This window comes from Flavobacterium sp. (assembly GCF_027483985.1).
In the GTDB taxonomy this organism is placed as follows: Bacteria; Bacteroidota; Bacteroidia; order Flavobacteriales; family Flavobacteriaceae; genus Flavobacterium.
Genome location: NZ_JAIXTJ010000025.1, coordinates 75,691 through 94,240 on the forward strand (window position 1 = coordinate 75,691; position 18,550 = coordinate 94,240).

General features: G+C 32.7%; 14 protein-coding genes. 10 read left to right on the top strand and 4 right to left on the bottom strand.

The annotated features are described in order from the left end of the window. The first annotated feature begins 95 nt into the window (after nucleotides 1-95). The 7 genes from Q0050_RS07575 (at nucleotide 96) to Q0050_RS07605 (ending at nucleotide 12,699) form a co-directional block, all read left to right on the top strand. Entirely contained in the window at nucleotides 96-956 is an 861-nt protein-coding gene (locus tag Q0050_RS07575) for a cupin-like domain-containing protein (RefSeq protein WP_298393870.1), read from the top strand. Between the two features lie 4 nt (nucleotides 957-960). Then, a complete protein-coding gene (locus Q0050_RS07580; RefSeq protein WP_298393872.1) occupies nucleotides 961-1,620 on the top strand; it encodes a glycerophosphodiester phosphodiesterase family protein in 660 nt (219 codons plus the stop codon). Beyond that, the gene (locus Q0050_RS07585; RefSeq protein WP_298393873.1) at nucleotides 1,617-2,834 is read left to right on the top strand and encodes an NAD(P)/FAD-dependent oxidoreductase; all 1,218 of its coding nucleotides are present in this window, start codon (nucleotides 1,617-1,619) and stop codon (nucleotides 2,832-2,834) included. The genes Q0050_RS07580 and Q0050_RS07585 overlap by 4 nt, the downstream gene beginning before the upstream one ends. 65 nt (nucleotides 2,835-2,899) lie before the next feature. After that, entirely contained in the window at nucleotides 2,900-4,636 is a 1,737-nt protein-coding gene (locus tag Q0050_RS07590; protein WP_298393875.1) for a choice-of-anchor J domain-containing protein, read from the top strand. A gap of 177 nt (nucleotides 4,637-4,813) precedes the next feature. Further along, a complete protein-coding gene (locus tag Q0050_RS07595; protein ID WP_298393877.1) occupies nucleotides 4,814-5,809 on the top strand; it encodes a T9SS type A sorting domain-containing protein in 996 nt (331 codons plus the stop codon). Nucleotides 5,810-5,987: 178 nt separating this feature from the next. Continuing rightward, nucleotides 5,988-10,049: a choice-of-anchor L domain-containing protein gene (locus Q0050_RS07600; protein WP_298393879.1), complete on the top strand. Its 4,062-nt coding sequence runs from the start codon at nucleotides 5,988-5,990 to the stop codon at nucleotides 10,047-10,049. Nucleotides 10,050-10,149: 100 nt separating this feature from the next. Further along, a complete protein-coding gene (locus tag Q0050_RS07605) occupies nucleotides 10,150-12,699 on the top strand; it encodes a T9SS type A sorting domain-containing protein (RefSeq protein WP_298393881.1) in 2,550 nt (849 codons plus the stop codon). Between the two features lie 41 nt (nucleotides 12,700-12,740). On the opposite strand, the gene Q0050_RS07610 is transcribed toward Q0050_RS07605, so the two are convergent. Next, nucleotides 12,741-13,214, bottom strand: a complete 474-nt coding sequence (locus Q0050_RS07610) for a TspO/MBR family protein (protein ID WP_298393882.1) — start codon at nucleotides 13,212-13,214, stop codon at nucleotides 12,741-12,743. An 84-nt stretch (nucleotides 13,215-13,298) separates the two neighbouring features. On the opposite strand from Q0050_RS07610, the gene Q0050_RS07615 reads away from it, so the two are divergent. The 3 genes from Q0050_RS07615 to Q0050_RS07625 all read left to right on the top strand — a co-directional run bounded on the left by Q0050_RS07615 (nucleotide 13,299) and on the right by Q0050_RS07625 (nucleotide 16,387). After that, nucleotides 13,299-14,402 (top strand): diphosphomevalonate decarboxylase, encoded by a 1,104-nt coding sequence (locus tag Q0050_RS07615; protein WP_298393884.1) that lies wholly within the window; start codon nucleotides 13,299-13,301, stop codon nucleotides 14,400-14,402. A gap of 118 nt (nucleotides 14,403-14,520) precedes the next feature. Further along, nucleotides 14,521-15,459 carry a mevalonate kinase gene (locus Q0050_RS07620; protein ID WP_298393887.1) on the top strand — a complete coding sequence of 313 codons (939 nt, stop codon included), beginning with the start codon at nucleotides 14,521-14,523 and terminating at the stop codon, nucleotides 15,457-15,459. A 10-nt stretch (nucleotides 15,460-15,469) separates the two neighbouring features. Beyond that, entirely contained in the window at nucleotides 15,470-16,387 is a 918-nt protein-coding gene (locus Q0050_RS07625; protein ID WP_298393889.1) for a geranylgeranylglycerol-phosphate geranylgeranyltransferase, read from the top strand. An 87-nt stretch (nucleotides 16,388-16,474) separates the two neighbouring features. Here Q0050_RS07625 and Q0050_RS07630 read toward each other — a convergent pair whose 3' ends face one another. The 3 genes from Q0050_RS07630 to Q0050_RS07640 form a co-directional block, all read right to left on the bottom strand. Beyond that, entirely contained in the window at nucleotides 16,475-16,993 is a 519-nt protein-coding gene (locus Q0050_RS07630; protein WP_298393891.1) for a gamma carbonic anhydrase family protein, read from the bottom strand. A 53-nt stretch (nucleotides 16,994-17,046) separates the two neighbouring features. Continuing rightward, the gene (locus tag Q0050_RS07635; RefSeq protein ID WP_298393893.1) at nucleotides 17,047-18,048 is read right to left on the bottom strand and encodes a type IX secretion system membrane protein PorP/SprF; all 1,002 of its coding nucleotides are present in this window, start codon (nucleotides 18,046-18,048) and stop codon (nucleotides 17,047-17,049) included. Nucleotides 18,049-18,055: 7 nt separating this feature from the next. After that, on the bottom strand, nucleotides 18,056-18,550 hold a 495-nt coding region (locus Q0050_RS07640), incomplete at its 5' end, for a T9SS type B sorting domain-containing protein (RefSeq protein WP_298393895.1).

Genomic DNA, 18,550 nt, shown 5'->3' on the forward strand with positions numbered 1-18,550 from the left:
TAAAAAAAATGTTAATTTAGTATTAATTATAGGTCAATTTTATAATTTTAATTCTTGAGATTGACAAGTATTATTTTTTTAAATGACAATTTAGTATGTTTGATTATATAGAAATTGAAAGAGTTGAAAAGTTAACCAAAGAGGAGTTTATAAAAAATTATTACAAACCCCAAAAACCTGTTGTAATTACAAATCAAATTGAAGATTGGCCAGCATTTACCAAATGGAATTTAGAATATATCAGAGAAGTCGCAGGTGATAAAATTGTTCCACTTTATGATAGTAGGAAAACAGACTACACCAAAAAAGTAAATGAACCCGATTCTAAAATGAGTATGTCTGATTATATTGATTTACTCAGAAAAGGACCAACAGATCTTCGCATTTTTTTATATAATTTGATGAAGGATGTTCCTTCCTTAAAATCAGATATGAGATGGCCAAAATTAGGAATACGATTAATAAAAAGTTTACCTTTAGTATTTTTTGGTGGTGAAGATGCTAAAGTTTTTATGCATTATGATATTGATTTATCAAATATTTTTCACATCCATTTTGATGGTAAAAAACAATGTGTTTTAGTAGATCCAAAAGACACAAAGTACATGTATCGACTACCTTATTCGTGGATTTGCAATGAAGATATTGATTTTGACAATCCTGATTTTGAAAAGTTTCCGGCATTAAAACAAATACGACCTTACATTACCAATTTACAACATGGTGAAATGTTATATATGCCCGAAGGTTGGTGGCATTACATGAAATATTTAACACCGGGATTCTCAGTTAGTCTTCGTGCGTTAGCAGGAAACCCAAAAAATCTCTTTCAAGGATTTAAAAATATGTTCTTCATTCGCAATTATGATAATTGGATGCGAAAAAGAAAAGGGCAAGCTTGGTTAGATTACAAAGATGAAGAAGCATTTAAGAGAACAAATGCATTATTAAAATAATAATATGCTAAAAATTGGACATCGTGGTGCAAAAGGATATGCTGCCGAAAACACTTTAACTTCTTTCAAAAAAGCGCTTGCACTAGGTGTTGACGGAATTGAGCTCGATATTCACTTATGTAAAGATAATATTCCTGTCGTTATACACGATGAAAAGGTTGATAGAACGACCACAGAAAAGGGATTTATAAAAGATTATTCCTCTTTCGATTTAAAAAAACTTGAGGTTCCAACCTTGGCCGATGTTCTTGACTTAATTAACGAGAAATGTTTTCTAAATATTGAAATTAAAGATAAAAATGCAACACAATATGTTTTAGAATTACTTCAAATTTATACTGTAGATAAACATTGGAACCCAAATTTATTTCAGATTTCGAGCTTTGACTGGACCGTTTTAGAATTTTGTTCATCATCAAATTATGCTATGCAACTTGGTGTTCTGTGTGAAGATAATTTAGACAATGCTATATGTTTTGCAAAAAAAATAAATGCCTATTCGATAAATCCATATTTCAAGCTACTTGATTCAGAAAATGTCAAAGAAATGCATTGTAACGGATTTAAAATCTTTCCTTGGACGGTAAATTCAGAAGAAGACCTTACCTTTGTCAAATCATTGCAAGTTGATGGTATAATTTCAGATTTTCCTGATAAAATATGATTTCAAAATACGATATAATAGTAGTTGGTGGCGGAGCTGCAGGTTTTTTTACAGCAATTAATATTGTTGAGAAAAACCCAAAGTTAAAAGTCGCAATTTTAGAACGTGGCAAAGAAGTTTTATCTAAAGTAAGAATTTCTGGTGGCGGACGTTGCAATGTTACACACGCGTGTTTTGTTCCAAATGATTTAGTCAAATTTTATCCTCGTGGTGAAAAAGAACTTCGTGGACCTTTTCATCAATTTTGTACTGGAGATACCATTGAGTGGTTTGAAAAACACGGCGTTGAATTAAAAATCGAAGACGATGGTAGAATGTTTCCAACTTCCGATTCTTCGCAAACTATTATTGATTGTTTTTTGACTGCTACTCAAAAATTAAAAATTGATATTCTTACCAATCAAAGTGTGCAATCTTTATATAAAGGAGAAGATTATTGGAAAGTAGAAACCAATGTTGAAACATTTTCTTGTCAAAAATTAGTGATGACCACTGGAAGCAATCCAAAAATATGGGAAATGTTAACTGAACTTGGTCATTCTACTATTTCGGCCGTTCCATCATTGTTCACCTTTAATATAAAAGACAAACGAATTAAAGATTTGATGGGCTTGTCTGCTTTTGCATCTGTAAAAGTTAAAAACACAAAGTTGGAATCTTCAGGACCATTACTGATAACCCATTGGGGAATGTCTGGACCAGGAATTTTAAGACTTTCAGCTTGGGGTGCACGAATATTGGCCGATAAAAATTATCAATTTGTTTTACAAGTCAATTGGTTAAACGACTTAACGTTTGAGGAAACGCTTGAAAAACTTAAGGAACTAAAATTAGAACATTCTAAAAAAGCAGTTTCAAAAAAATCTCCATTTGATTTTCCGAATAGACTATGGGAAAGTTTGGTTTTAGCATCTGAAATTTTGGAAGATACCAAATGGGCAGATTTATCAAAAAATCAACTTCAAAATTTAGCCAATCAATTAACGAATGGCGAATTTCAAGTTAATGGCAAAAGTACTTTCAAAGAAGAATTTGTAACCGCTGGAGGTATTGATTTAAAAGAAATCAACTTCAAAACAATGGAAAGCAAATTGCATCCTAATTTATATTTCGCTGGAGAGATTTTAAACATTGATGCTATAACTGGCGGATTTAATTTTCAAAATGCGTGGACAGGCGGATTTATTATAGCTGAGACGTTTTCGTTAAAATAAAAAGAGTGTTTTATTGTAAGTTGTTAAAAATCAATGTATATTTGATTTACTATAAATTAACAAATATGAATAAAATTACTTTAGTAGTACTAGTATTTTTGTTTTCTATTTCTTCTTTTTCTCAATTTTCCGAGGATTTTGAAAGCGCTAACGCGCCAAATCCGCTTCCTTCAACTGTATGGACATTGAATTCAGGCAATTGGGCTATTCACGATAATGGCATTGGACCTGTAAAAAGATGGGAAAGAACAGATGTTATTTCAAATGTACATTCGGGCTTGTATTCTGCTTATATTAATCGTGAAAATATTGGCTTTGGTTATACAAGTGAAGATTATTTGACTTCTCCTACAGTTAGCGTGCCTGCAAATGGTCACTTAACTTTTGTATCTAGAACTACAATTTCAGGTAATCAAGGTACTTTATATCAAGTCAAAGTTGCTCCGGCTAATGGTTCACAAACAGATTTATCAAATGCAACGATTCTTGCCATATACACAGAAAATGATATTTCAAATAATTATGATGGTTATGAAGAAAAAACAATTGATTTATCAGCATATGCTGGACAAAACATTTATATCACTTTTGTTAGGATTTACAATCAACCTACAGCCGCACTTGGTGGAGACAGATGGTTAATTGATAATGTAAACGTTAATTCTGCCAATAGTTGTACTACTCCAATTAATGTGACAACTTCGGGTGTTAATTATCCAAATGCAACTATAAGCTGGACAGAAACTGGTAGTGCCACACAATGGGAAATTATAGTTTTACCCGCTGGAACTTATCCAACAACAAGTTCTGTTGGAACAATTGTTAATACAAATCCAGCAACTATTACAAACTTAACAAACTCTTCAAATAATGTATATGTAAGAGCCATTTGTTCACCAATACTAAAAAGTAATTGGTCTACTATGGCAAATACAATATGTCCGAAACCAATTAATTTGAACAACTCTAATGTAACACATCAATCTGCAACTGTAGCCTGGACAAGTAATAGTTCTGCAACTTTATGGGAAGTAATTGCTCTTCCTTGCACTGCACCTGCACCTGTAAATAATATAACAGTTGGAGTTATTACAACAACAAATCCATTTGTTATAAACGGACTCAATCCAAATACCTGTTATCAGGTTTACGTTAAAGCAATTTGCTCGGCAAATGATTCGAGTGATTGGTCTGCACCAACAAGCTTTATTACAATGCTTGCACCTCTTGAATGTGGAGATTTATTTGTTGATAATGGTGGATCAAATGCAAATTATTTAAATAATTCAAACAATTATTACACGATATGTCCAACATATCCCGGAGAAATGGTCACTGTAACATTCACCTCTTTCGACACTGCAGCAAACTGGGACGGTTTGTTTGTTTTTGATGGAAACTCATTTAACTCACCTCAAATTGCTAGTACAAATGGAGTTGGACTTGGTTCATTATCTAATTTAACTGGTGGATTTTGGGGCACAACAATTCCTGGTCCTTTTACATCATCAGATCCAAGTGGTTGTTTATCATTCCGATTCATAAGTAGTGGTTCAACAACTAGACCTGGTTGGTCTGCAGACATAACATGTGAAAATTTAGATAAAATTATACTTGTAGCATTTAACGATTATAATAATAATGGCGTGAAAGATTCTGGTGAAAATTATTTCACTAATGGTTCATTTGTTTACCAACAAAATAATACCGGGCCAATTACAAATACCTTCTCATCTAATGGAAGACAAACAGTTTTTGATTCAAACCCAGCAAATACTTATGATTTTTCCTATAATATTTAAACAGAATATTTTCCTTATTATAGTTCTGGAACAACTTCATTCAATGATATAAACATTACTGCTGGTAGTGGAACACAATATCTTTATTTTCCTATTGTATTAACTCAATCATACAATGACGTTAACATTTCAATTGTACCTGTAGGTCAACCAAGACCGGGAATGACTTATTCAAATATGATTAAATTTAAAAATTTAGGTGTCGCTGCAACAGACGGTACCGTAACTTTTGAAAAGCCATCGCAAACAACAATTACTGCTATTTATCAAGCTGGAGCTATTGCAAATTCTGCTGGCTTTACCTATAATTTCACCAATCTTCTTCCAAATGAAACTCGAGAATTATTCGTTACAATGAGTGTTCCTGCGAGTCCAATTGTAAATTTGGGTGATTTACTAACTGCTTCAGCTACAATTTCTGCTCCAGCAAATGATGTAAATCTATTAAACAATTCAAGTTCTATTACACAAATTGTCGTGAATTCATACGACCCTAATGATAAAATGGAATCGCACGGTGAAGAAATACCATTGAGTCAATTTAGTCCAAATGACGATTTAATTTACACTATTAGATTTCAAAATTACGGAACAGCTAATGCAATTGATGTAAGAATTGAAGACGTTTTAGATGCACAAATTGATCCAGAAAGTATACGAATGATTAGTGCAAGCCACAATTATGTTATGACAAGAATTAACAATAACATCGTTTGGAATTTTGCCAACATACAACTTGTACCATTATCCTTGAATGAAGAATTAAGTATGGGATATGTGCAGTTTCGAGTTAAATTATACCCTGGTTTTGCAGTTGGATCTTTGATACCAAACACAGCAAGTATTTATTTTGATTCTAATCCTGCAATTGTAACAAATACTTTTACAACGGAGTTTACCGCTGCGTTAAATAATCTAAGTTTTGATACCTCTAACTTTACATTGTATCCAAATCCTACAAGTCAATTTGTAAATATCGCTTTGAACACTACCGCTGAAACCATTGAAAATGTGATTATTTATGATGTACTAGGTAAAATTATAAAAGAAGTAAATTCTGTTGCTAAGAATAATGCTAAAGTTGATACATCAGGTTTATCAAAAGGTATTTATTTAGTAGAGATAACTACTGAGAATGGTTTAAAACAAAATAAAAAACTTGTGATAAAGTAATTTTACAATCTTCCCGAAATTTTAAGTCCCAATTATAAAATTAATAGTTGGGATTTTTTTTTAGTAACTGACATATTGGTTTTATTGGGTTTGCTCATTATGACTAAAAAAAACTTAAAATTTTCACATAAGTTGTTAAAAATCAATGTATATTTGATTTACTATAAATCAATCAAACATGAAAAAACAATTACTATTAACCCTATTCTGTATGTTTTTTGTCGGTACTTTTCTAAGTACTGCTCAAACTTCAGGATGCAGTCAATTCTTTTATGACAACGGTGGACAAACCGGAAATTATACAGATTCTGCCTACGAGACAACTACTTTTTGTCCAAATACTACCAATGAGACAATGCTCATTAGTTTTAATTCGATTTCTTTAGACAACTTTGACTCACTTTACGTTTATGAAGGTACCGCTCAAAACGGAACTTTATTAGCTGCTATCAACAGCAACAGTCCATCGCAAATTACTTTTAGTACAAATACTCCAGGCTCATGTGTGACTTTTGTTTTTGAATCTGATAGTGCTGGAAATAGTGCTGGTTGGGAAGCAGTTATCGATTGTGTTAATAACACTCCTCAATGCTTGGCTCCAATTTCACTGAATGTAGTAACTTTAAATGCAACGTCAGCAGTTCTATTTTGGACGGATATCAATCCATCAACTGGACCGTGGGAAATTGTTTTAACTGCAAATGGCACTTCAACAGGAACAACATTTATTGTGAGTTCAAATCCATTTGATTTGGTTGGACTGACGCCTGGCATAATTTATAATGCTTCAGTAAGAACAACTTGCGGAAATGTTTTCAGTGATTGGTCTGCTCCTTTTTCATTCTCAACAGTTCAAAATGCACCTTGCAATGAACCAACGAATTTAACGGCGTCGTCACTAACTAGTACGAGCGCACAATTAAACTGGAATGATCCAAGTGGAACGCAATGGGAAATCAATGTGTCTGCTTGTGGAACTCCTGCCAATTCAAATGTTTTTGTAACTTCAAATTCTTATCTGGCAACGAATTTAACAGCAAGTACTTGTTATAATGTTTTTATTAGATCTATTTGTGCCAATGCATTTAGTCCTTGGTCACAAGCTTATACATTTACTACACCTGCCAATCCAAATCCTGCACCAGTTTGTGGCGGACAATTTATTGATAATGGCGGATTAACAGCTAACTATGCAAATCTTTCAGACAATACCTATACCATATGTCCGACGAATCCTGGCGATCAAGTTGTAGTTACATTTTCATCATTTAATACTGAAGCCAACTGGGATGGACTTTATGTGTTTAATGGAAATACTATTTCATCACCTCAAATTTCAAGTGGAAATCCCGCAGGAAGTGTTCCTGGTGGTTTGGCTGGAGCTTTTTGGGGAACAACAATTCCAGGACCATTCGTTTCATCAGCAGCCAATGGATGCTTAACTTTTAGATTTCGAAGCGATAGCTCGGTAAATAAAGAAGGTTGGGTAGCCAGTGTAGCGTGTTCACCTCAAGCAACATGTTTACAACCTTCAATAATGCCAGTAAATAATATTAGCGGTACAAGTGCAAATATTAATTGGCAAGAAAACGGAACCGCAACACAATGGGAAGTAATTGTCGTTCCAGCCGCTGCATCTGCGCCAACACAAACTTCGGTAGGAGTAGTTACATCAACAAATCCATTTCAAGCAACTGGACTAAATTATTCAACCTCTTATAAAGCTTATGTTAGAGCCATTTGTTCGGCTAACGATAAAAGTTATTGGTCTTATGCAACAACTTTCACAACATTACAAACTAATTGTTTTACACCAAGTAGCGTTTTAGTTAATAGCACAACAGCAACAACTGCCAACTTAAGTTGGAACCAATCAGGTACAGTATCTCAATGGGAAGTTCTTGTTTTGCCTTCGGGCTCACCTGCTCCAACAGCAGCCTCAATTGGAGTTTTAACAGCTTCTAATTCTTTTCAAGCAACAGGATTAAATACTGGAACTACTTATACTTTTTATGTTAGAGCAGTGTGTTCAACTACAGAGAATAGTAATTGGTCAACTGTTTTAACTTTCACTCCAACACAAACAGTACCAGCTATAGCAGTTAGCACTAGTCAATATACTGTCGATCAACTTGTAAACAATGTTTTAATTAATAATCCTTGTTTAACAGTGTCAAATATCACATCGAGTACTGGAACAAATTTTGGTTCTGTTAATGGAATTGGTTCGTTTACAAACACCAATCCGTTATTCCCAATATCATCTGGAATAGTACTTTCATCTGGAAGCGCAATGAGTGCTCCAGGACCAAATACCACTATTTTAAGTCAAGGAAGTTCTACTTGGACAGGCGACACGCAATTAGAAGGAATCATTTCAAGTGCCATTGGTGTTCCGATGGTTTCAAAAAATGCTACCAAATTAGAATTTGATTTTACAAGTTTAAATTCGTTTATGAGTTTTAATTTCTTGTTAGCCTCTGATGAATATGGTACTTTTCAATGTGATTTTGCTGACGCCTTTGCTTTCTTACTAACAGATTTAGATACTGGAATCACTACCAATTTAGCGGTAATTCCGGGAACAACTACTCCAGTTTCTGTAGTAACTATTAGAAATAGTTTACATAACAACTCTTGTGCTTCTGCAAATCCTTTGTTTTTTGATTCTTTTTATGGCACTAATCAAACCGGATCTGCTACAAATTATAATGGGCAAACCGTTAAAATGACTGCATCGGCTAACATTATTCCAAACCGTAATTATCATATTAAATTAGTGATTGCAGATAGAAGTGATACAGCCTATGATTCTTCAGTATTCATTGAAGCTGGAACTTTTGCTTCTGGTCCACCACAATGTTCAGATAAAATAGAACTTGTAGCATTCATTGATGAAAACGGAAATGGAATTAAAGAAACTACTGAAGTAAACTTTACTTATGGTTCGTTTACATCTTTGCAAAACAACGCAGGAAATGTAACCAATATTTCTTCTCCTGCAGGAACTTATACAGTATATGATGCCAACCCAAGTAACGTTTATGACTTTGGATATGCTATTGATACAGAATATGCGCCTTACTATACTTTAGGACCGATTAATTACAACGATATTAATATTCCATTAAATAGTGGCACTCAAACTCTATATTTCCCAATCACATTGACTCAAGGATTTAATGATGTTTCTGTATCTATTGTACCTCTTGGAACTCCTGTTCCTGGATTCAATTATAACAATAAAATTGTGTACAAAAATTTAGGAATTGTTGCAACTGACGGGACTTTGACTTTTAATAAAGATGCCAATGTTTCCATAACCAATATCTCTCAATTAGGAACTATTGCAAATGCCAATGGCTTTAGTTATAATTTTACAAATTTAGCGCCTTATGAAACTAGGTATATTTATGTAACGATGAGCGTTCCAACAATTCCTACAGTAAACCTTGGAGATTTGCTTACTAATTCAACTAGTATTTTGGCTACAGCAAATGATATAAACTTAAGTAATAACAATTATTCTAATACTCAAATAGTTGTAGGTGCTTACGACCCGAATGATAAAATGGAGGCACACGGTGAAGAGATTCCGTTTAATCAATTTGCTCAAAATGATTACTTGTATTATACCATTCGTTTTCAAAATGAGGGAACGGCTAACGCAATTAACATTAGAATTGAAGATTTCTTAGACGCGCAATTAGAGGAATCAAGTATTAGAATGGTTGATGCAAGTCACAATTATATTATGGAGCGAATTGGAAATCACATTAGTTGGAAATTTGACTTCATTCACTTGCCAAGTTATTTAGAAAATATTGATTTGAGTAAAGGATATGTCACCTTCAAAATTAGATTAAAACCAGGATTTGCAGTTGGAGATCTTGTGCCTAATACGGCTTCTATTTATTTTGATACCAATCCGGCAATTGTTACTAATACGTTTACAACTGAATTTACTGCGGCTTTAGCAAATGCAAATTTTGGACTAGAAAACTTTGTACTTTATCCAAATCCAACAAATTCTTTTGTTCAAGTGAATTTACAAAACACTTCTGAAATACTTGAAAACATAATTATTTATGATGTTTTAGGAAAAACAGTAAGCAAACTTTCTACAAATAATTCTAACGAAATGAAAGTTGATGTTTCTAGCTTATCGAAAGGTATTTATCTAGTTGAAATCACAACTCAATCGGATTTAAAAATCACTAAGAAATTGGTAATCAACTAAAAATAAATTCAAAAATTTAAAAATCCCGAAAAATTAACTTTCTCGGGATTTTTTATTTGCAATAAAAAAGCTACATTTGATTAACTCTAATTTTCAGGTTATGAAGAAACTTCTACTCTTTTTATTATTAACTACATTTTCATTGGTAAAAGCACAAATTAACACGCAGGTGAGTAATTACACTGTTTGTGATACAAATTCTGATGGAATTGCTCAATTTGATTTAAATACTAAACTACCTGAGATTTTAGGAAATGAAAATCCAAGTATTCACAATATTACTTTCCATACGTCAAATGCAGATGCTCAATTTGGCTTTAATCCAATTAACACTTCTGTGCCATACACTAATAATCAAACTTTTTCACAACTCCTTTGGATACGCGTGGTGAATACTCAAACTTCGCAGTTGTGGACTGGAGAATTTAATCTCGTAGTTAATTTACCTCGAAATGCAGGAATTGATGGCTCGATTACTGTTTGTGAAACATCAACAACAGTAATTAATTTGTTTGCATTAATTACTGGTGAGCAATCAGGCGGAACTTGGACAAGAACTTCAGGAACTGGTGGAACATTTGACGCTTTATCTGGAACTTACGCACCAGCATTTGGAGCAACAACAAGTACCTTTACTTACACTTTATTGGGAATTCCACCTTGTATCGGTGATACTAGTATAGCCTTAGTGAACTTATCCGCACAACCAAACGCTGGATTAGATGGCGCAATAACAGTTTGTAATACTTCAACAACACCAATAGATTTATATTCTTTAATCACAGGTGAGCAACTTGGCGGAACTTGGATAAGAACTACAGGAGTTGGTGGAACTTTTAGTTCAGTAACAGGAACCTTTACTCCTTCTCTAAACACAACAACAAGTACATTTAATTATGTAATAAACGGAACTGCACCATGTATCAATGATTCAAGTGTTGCCACTGTAATAGTAAACTCTTGCGCGCCAAACTCATGTTTACCACCAAGTAATTTGTCTTTTACCAATATTTTTGATACTGGTGCTGTTTTAGGTTGGAATGAAGTAGGTACAGCAACAAGTTGGGAAGTTTATATTGTACCTCCTAGTACGCCAGCTCCAACTGCAGCTACATCAGGAATTGTTGCGGCAAGTCAGCTTTACTTTGTAACAGGATTGACACCAAGCACGTGTTATGTGTACTATGTGAGAAGTATTTGTGGTCCAAATGCATTTAGTGCTTGGTCTGTAGCAGCATCATTTTGTACTACTTCTTGCACTAATAATGGCCAATGCGCTGATAATCTAACTTTAGTGGCTTTTGTTGACTCTAACAATGATGGTATTAAAGATTTAAATGAAAACGTTTTTACCAATGGTAGTTTTGTTTATGACCTCAATAATTCTGGAACTCCTTCTTATGGAAATGCAAATAATGGTAGTTTTTTATTATTTGATACTAATCCGGCAAACACTTATAATTTAAGTTTTGCAGTAAATGCCAATTTTGCAACCTATTACAATTCATCAACAACTTATTCTAATATAACAATTCCTGCCGGAAGCGGAAGTACAACATATTATTTTCCAGTCGTACAGATTCAACCATTCAACGACCTTAAAGTATCGATTATTCCTGTCGGACAGCCTAGACCCGGATTTTCTTATGCTAATATAATACGCTATAAAAACAATGGCGCTCAGACTATAAATGGATCATTAACTTATGAAAAAGATGCTTTAGTTACAATAACATCCATCTCGCAAACAGGCACTTTGTCAAATTCAAATGGGTTTACTTACAATTTTACAAATCTTTTACCAAATGAAGAACAATCGATAGTGGTTACCTTGCAGGTTCCAACAATTCCCACTGCTAATTTGGGCGATATAATAACAAATTCTGTTGGTATTATTCCATTAACAGGCGATGTTAACCCTTATGATAATCAAATGAGTTTAACTCAAATAGTTGTTGGTTCGTATGATCCAAATGATAAAACAGAAGCGCATGGTGAAAAAATTGATATTGACGATTTTGCTTCAAATGATTATTTAACGTATACTATTCAATTTGAAAATACAGGAACTGCAAATGCCGAATTTGTGAGAGTTGAAGATTTTCTTAACGCCTCTTTAAATCCAAATTCAATTGAAATGTTAGGCGCAAGTCACGATTATAATATGAGAAGAATTGGAAATCAATTGATATGGAATTTTTATAACATAAATCTACCTCCAACTTCTATCAATCCAACAGGAGGTCATGGGTTTATTCAATTTAGAATCAAACCCACTACAGGTTACGCAGTTGGAGATATAATTCCAAATAAAGCATTTATTTATTTTGATTATAACCCGCCTATTATTACTAACGAATTTCAAACTGAATTTGTACAATCCTTAAAAACTACTGAATTTGATGGTTCTAGTTTTATTTTATATCCTAATCCAACAAGTTCTTTAGTCAAGATTACTAATTTAAAATCTTCGGAAACTATTAATTCTATCGAAATTCATAATTTACTTGGAAAAAAGATTAAAGAAATTCACAATGCTTCAGAGAATGATATAATTATTGATGTTTCCGATTTATCAAAAGGGATTTATCTTGTTGAAATTAAAACACAATCAAATTTAAAAATCACCAAGAAATTAATCATCCAATAATCATAAAAAAACCGATTCGTAATTGAATCGGTTTTTTTATACTAATTTAAATACCAAATACTAATAGTCAAAACTGTTGCAAAACTGACCCAAGCTATATAAGGAATCAGAAGAAATCCCGCTATTTTATCAATTTTCTTAAACTGATTATAAGTTTCATAAATCATTAGCAGTAACAAAACTACTTCGATTGAAGCTAAAAGTAAATTGTGTAATTTGAAAAAAATCAACGACCAAAGTGCATTTAACGCAAGTTGAATAATAAAAAACAAGAAAGCCTTTTTGACAATTACTTCGTTACCTTCTAATTTGTTCCAAACCAAACCTCCAGCAATTCCCATCATAATGTACAGAGAAGTCCAAACAGGCGCGAAAATCCAATTAGGCGGATTGAAAATAGGCTTGACCAATGTTGGATACCAAGTAGTTATACTTTCTCTAGTAACCATTCCTGATAAATAACCTATTACTAGACAAGTCATTACCACTACTACAATTCTAAGTATTTTTTGCATCTTGTTTAAAATTTTCACAAATATAGTGAACAAAATGATTTAGTTTTTGTAAAATAAGTATCTTTGTACTAAAATTAAGAATATATGCTGTCCGAAAAGGATTTTATCTCAGTAGAAAGTAACATTATTGTTGAAGATGGTTTTTTTGAATGGAGTGCTCCAAGTAATATTGCGTTAGTAAAATATTGGGGTAAAAAAGAACATCAGATTCCAGCCAATCCATCTATAAGTTTTACGTTAAATAACTGTAAAACAATTACAAAATTAGCTTTCGAGAAAAAACACACGTCGACTGCGCGCAGTAGGACAGACAATAATTTCTCATTTGATTTATTGTTTGAAGGAAAACCTAAAGAAGATTTTAAACCCAAAATTCAGAAGTTTTTCGAACGAATTGAAGTCTATTGTCCTTATTTAAAACAGTATCATTTTACGATAGATACCCAAAATACTTTTCCTCATAGTTCAGGAATCGCTTCTTCAGCATCTGGAATGGCAGCCTTGGCTATGAATATTATGAGTTTAGAAAAAGCACTAAACCCAAAAATGACTGAAGATTTTTTTAATCAAAAGGCCTCGTTTCTAGCAAGATTGGGTTCAGGAAGCGCTTGCAGAAGTATAAAAGGCACAATTGTAGTATGGGGAAACCATAAAGAACTAGAGAAAAGTAGCGATTTATATGGTGTACCATTTTCGTCAAAGGTACACGCCAATTTTGAGAATTATCAAGACACTATTTTGCTAGTTGACAAAGGTGAAAAGCAAGTTTCGAGTACTGTTGGACACGATTTAATGCACAATCATCCTTATGCAGAACAACGATTTTCGCAAGCGCATTACAATTTATCGGCAATAAAATCCGTTTTAGAGAATGGAAATTTAGAGGAATTTATAAAAATTGTTGAAAGTGAAGCTTTAACACTTCATTCAATGATGATGACCTCAATGCCTTATTTTATTTTAATGAAACCAAACACGTTGGAGATCATTAATAAAATTTGGAAATTTAGAAATGAAACCAAAATTCCGGTATGTTTTACTTTAGATGCAGGTGCGAATGTGCATGTTTTGTATCCCGAAAACGTTAGAGTTGAAACATTGCAATTTATTAAAGACGAATTAGTTGGCTATTGTCAAAATGGTCAGTATATTTGTGATGAAATTGGTTTTGGAGCACAAAAGTTATAATTTAACAATACCTCAAATCAGAATATGAAATCGTCATTGAAAACAAGTTTGCGTAAGCAAACACCAATAAGTAAAAGGCGATAATATATATGACCGCTAAAAAACAACTTTTATACATATGAAAGGACCATTATTTTATTCAAAAATATTACTCTTCGGAGAATACGGAATTATAAAAGATTCTAAAGGTTTATCTATTCCTTATAATTTTTATAATGGTGCCTTGAAGGTCGATGAAAATCCATCTGAAGAAGCCATCAAGTCAAATCAAAGTTTAGCTCGATTTGTAATTTATTTAGAACAATTGCAAAATGATCAACCTGACTTGGTTACATTTAATATTGATTTAATCAAAGAGGATGTTGCGCGTGGTATGTATTTTGATTCAAGTATTCCACAAGGATATGGAGTTGGTAGTAGTGGTGCATTAGTGGCTGCAATTTATGATAAGTATGCTACCAATAAAATCACGGTTTTAGAAAATTTAACACGTGAAAAATTATTGCAACTAAAAACCATTTTCTCCCAAATGGAATCGTTCTTTCACGGTAAAAGCTCAGGTCTTGATCCGTTAAATAGTTATCTAAGCATTCCGATTTTAATTAATTCTAAAGATAATATTGAAGCTACAGGAATTCCTTCACAAAGTTCAGAAGGCAAAGGTGCTGTTTTCTTGTTAGACTCTGGTATTGTTGGAGAAACTGCTCCAATGGTAAACATTTTTATGGAAAATCTTAAAGATCAAGGTTTTCGAACTATGTTAAAAAACCAGTTTATTAAATATACTGATTTGTGTGTTGAAAATTTTCTTGGTGGTGATAAGAAATCATTATTTTCAAACACTAAAAAATTATCTACAGTCGTTTTAAATAATTTCAAGCCAATGATTCCTGAACAATTTCACGGCATTTGGCAACAAGGAATCGATTCTAATGATTATTACCTGAAACTATGCGGTTCTGGTGGTGGTGGCTATATTTTAGGCTTTACCGAAGATTTAGAAAAAGCGAAAAAATCTTTAAAAGATTATAAGTTAGAAGTTGTTTATCAGTTTTAACTTATAAAATATGCTAAATAGAAAAACCAAACTGACCATACTAAAGGTTTTAAGTATGTTTTCTGTAGTTCGTGGTTACAACATTCCTATTATAGCATTAGCACAATATTTATCAGCAATTTTCATTATGGCTCCAGAAAAAAGAGCTTTAATGGTTTTGTTGGATTTCAATCTTTTCATAATCGTTCTTGCCTCCACTTTAACGATAGCTTCTGGATACATCATTAATAATTTTTACGACAGTAAAAAAGATTTAATCAATAGACCAAACAAGTCAAAAATAGATCGATTGGTAAGTCAGAGAACAAAATTACAGGTTTATTTTACAGTGAACTTTGTCGTAGTACTTCTTGCACTTTTAGTTTCTTTTCGAGCAGTGTTATTCTTTTCTGCGTACATATTTCTGATTTGGTTCTATTCACACAAATTAAAAAAATATCCAATTATTGGTAATTTAACGGCTGCATTTTTGGCGGTTTTACCCTTCTTTGCCATTCTTTTGTATTATAAAAATCTTTATCCGCAGATATTTGCACACGCTTCTTTTTTATGTCTTTTAATTTTAATTCGCGAAATGATAAAAGATTTAGAAAATATCAAAGGAGATATTGCTAATAATTACCGAACCATTCCAGTGAAATTTGGAGAAGAATTTACTAAAAAAGTAATTACTGCATTAACAATACTTACTGTTTTTCCTGTCTATCTATTAGTTGAAACCTACGACGTTGGCTATATGGACATTTATTTTTACGTAAGCTTAATTATTTTGATCTTTTTCATTGTACTATTATGGAAATCAGAAAGCAAAATACAATACCTACAATTACATAATATCTTGAAGTTCTTAATTGTTGCAGGTGTATTTTGTATCGTATTAATAAATCCGCAAGTACTAATAAACGGAAAAGCTTTATTGAAAATATAGAAATCGATACTTCACCTTACTTTCTAAATTTTATGTGAACTTTATAGAAATCTATAAAATTTCAGAATAAGAATAGGGTTTCAAAAATTATTCTTCCTTCTTGTACCAACTCGAATACATCACATAATTATTAGAAATTCGTTCGATTTCTCCTGCAAAATCGGATGTATTGATATCTTTCACTTTTTTTGCTGGCACACCTGCATAAATTGTTCCTGATTCTACGATAGTATTTTGGGTAACTACAGAACCTGCGGCAACAATCGCATTACTTTCAACGACACAATTATCCATCACTATGGCACCCATTCCAATAAGAACGTTGTCATTTAACGTACAACCGTGAACAATGGCATTATGACCTATTGACACGTTATTTCCAATAGTTGTTGGATGCTTTTGATACGTAGCGTGAATAACAGCTCCATCTTGAATATTTACCTTATTGCCAATTTTAATATAATGCACGTCACCACGAATAACCGCATTATACCACACACTACATTGTGAGCCAAACTCCACATCACCTACTATCGTAGCATTTTCTGCAACAAAACAATCTTGAGGGATTTTTGGAGACTTTCCATTTACTGATTTTATTATCATAAGTATATTAAAAAAGAATCCTGATAATTACATCAGGATTGCTTGTTATAGTATTAGTTAATTGCAGGACAATTACAGTGGTATTTCTCTGGTTTACAGAATAAATTAATACCAAGTGTTAATTGATGAAAACCGCCTGTATCAAATTTAATATCACCCATTAATTGAGAATAGGTATAAGAGAACATATAGTTTTTGTAATTAACACCTAAAATTGGGGTAATATATTGTAGTTTTTGATTTGCAATAGCAACACCATCAAGATATTCGGCACCATCTAAACTTCTTCTATAAGATAGCCCTGCCCAAAGTCTGCCGAAGTCAAGATTTTTATAAGCTTTGAAGTTTAAATCTACTGTCGATTCTTTAGTCAAAAAAGTATGTTGAAACATTACTGATGGTTCAAACAATATTCTTTCAGAATCACCGAAAGTGTATCCCATATTATAAATTAATCTTCTCAAGTTTACAGGTTCTCTTTGAGAATAAATTCTTCTTTCACTTGCCAAAGCATTTTTTACAGTAAAGTGAGCATAAAAATCCAAGAAATTATAAGAAGCTCCAATATCTACATTGAAGTAATTAGCTTTTTGTACTATGGTACCATCGATATTAGGATCAAATGCTGGATTGTTATCTCTAAAATCTGTTTCATCTAATAAACTTTGAGCGAAACCAACATTTACACCAAACGACAATTGATTTAGATCAACATTATCTCTAGAGAACATAATATGGTGTGCATAAGCAACACGGAATCCTTTTTGAGAATGATACCCATTTTTATCATTTAACAAAATAATTCCCATTCCGTCTTTTTCTGAAATACTACCATTAAAACTCAATGTTTGCAATGCTGGAGCGTCTTCTTGACCAAACCATTGTTGTCTTCCTGTAAGACGCACTTTTGCACAATTTGCCGCACCTGCCATTGATGGGTGTAATAAGAAATAATTATCAGATAAATAATCTGAATATACAGGTAATATTTCTTGTGAATAAGATTGTTCAGTAATTAAAACTACTAAAGCAAGTAAAAAATGTTTAATCTTCATTGTTTTTTTATCTTTTTAATGAGAAATGGGCTTTAAATTGTTTGATTACACCAGCTTCTGGATAGTCAACAGTGAACCAGTAATCCGTTGAAGGCATTAGGTTTCCGTTGTAGGTTCCGTCCCAACCTTTGCTTGCTGGACTGATTTGTTTCATTAATTTTCCTTGGCGGTCAAATATATAAATTTTTGCGTTTACTTCTTTATCCAAACCAACAATATTCCACGTATCGTTAATTCCGTCACCATTTGGTGTAAAATAATGTGGATAATCAATAATTTGTACTCCTGTTAATTGAAACGGATCACAGCTATTAGCAATTCCGCCTTTATCATCCCAAACCGTTATGGTGTGTTCTCCCAGTGGTACATTTTCAAACACATTGCTGGTTTGTCTTGGTCCGCCATCAAGGCTGAATAAATAACTTCCGTATCCTGTTACATTGACCGTAATGGTTTGTAAATCAGAAAAAGCATTACTTACAACATAACCTGTGCCTACAGC

Coding starts and splice junctions, on each gene's coding strand:
- Q0050_RS07630 (WP_298393891.1), bottom strand. CDS start 16,993: ATGATAATAAAATCAGTAAATGGAAAGTCTCCAAAAATCCCTCAAGAT.
- Q0050_RS07635 (WP_298393893.1), bottom strand. CDS start 18,048: ATGAAGATTAAACATTTTTTACTTGCTTTAGTAGTTTTAATTACTGAA.
- Q0050_RS07575 (WP_298393870.1), top strand. CDS start 96: ATGTTTGATTATATAGAAATTGAAAGAGTTGAAAAGTTAACCAAAGAG.
- Q0050_RS07615 (WP_298393884.1), top strand. CDS start 13,299: ATGCTGTCCGAAAAGGATTTTATCTCAGTAGAAAGTAACATTATTGTT.
- Q0050_RS07600 (WP_298393879.1), top strand. CDS start 5,988: ATGAAAAAACAATTACTATTAACCCTATTCTGTATGTTTTTTGTCGGT.
- Q0050_RS07590 (WP_298393875.1), top strand. CDS start 2,900: ATGAATAAAATTACTTTAGTAGTACTAGTATTTTTGTTTTCTATTTCT.
- Q0050_RS07605 (WP_298393881.1), top strand. CDS start 10,150: ATGAAGAAACTTCTACTCTTTTTATTATTAACTACATTTTCATTGGTA.
- Q0050_RS07625 (WP_298393889.1), top strand. CDS start 15,470: ATGCTAAATAGAAAAACCAAACTGACCATACTAAAGGTTTTAAGTATG.
- Q0050_RS07620 (WP_298393887.1), top strand. CDS start 14,521: ATGAAAGGACCATTATTTTATTCAAAAATATTACTCTTCGGAGAATAC.
- Q0050_RS07595 (WP_298393877.1), top strand. CDS start 4,814: ATGATTAAATTTAAAAATTTAGGTGTCGCTGCAACAGACGGTACCGTA.
- Q0050_RS07610 (WP_298393882.1), bottom strand. CDS start 13,214: ATGCAAAAAATACTTAGAATTGTAGTAGTGGTAATGACTTGTCTAGTA.
- Q0050_RS07580 (WP_298393872.1), top strand. CDS start 961: ATGCTAAAAATTGGACATCGTGGTGCAAAAGGATATGCTGCCGAAAAC.
- Q0050_RS07585 (WP_298393873.1), top strand. CDS start 1,617: ATGATTTCAAAATACGATATAATAGTAGTTGGTGGCGGAGCTGCAGGT.